The sequence below is a fragment of the Pseudomonas sp. SIMBA_068 genome, from assembly GCF_046534705.1.
Lineage (GTDB): Bacteria > Pseudomonadota > Gammaproteobacteria > Pseudomonadales > Pseudomonadaceae > Aquipseudomonas > Aquipseudomonas putida.
Window position 1 is genome coordinate 1 of sequence record NZ_JAWRYI010001779.1, and the last position, 232, is coordinate 232.

The 232-nt window shown below is 46.1% G+C and carries 1 protein-coding gene; it reads right to left on the reverse strand.

Annotation, left to right across the window (positions count from 1 at the left end):
* Positions 1-56: 56 nt before the first annotated feature.
* The coding region (locus tag SB756_RS35880) for a GlsB/YeaQ/YmgE family stress response membrane protein (RefSeq protein WP_410914008.1) at positions 57-232 on the reverse strand (176 nt) is incomplete at its 5' end.

Here is a 232-nt window from a genome sequence, read left to right on the forward strand (position 1 = left end):
TCACCTCTAAAAAATAGCAAAGGCTGCCTGTGTGCAGCCTTTGTGCAATTTACGCGTTAACTTTTAATCTTCCTGTAGATAAATAGCACGACAATCGCACCAATAACGGCAACCACGAAGCTGCCAAAATTGAAGCCATCGACTTTACCAAAGCCAAACAGCGTGCTGATCCATCCGCCGACTACAGCACCGACTATCCCCAGCAGGATAGTCATAAAGAATCCACCACCAT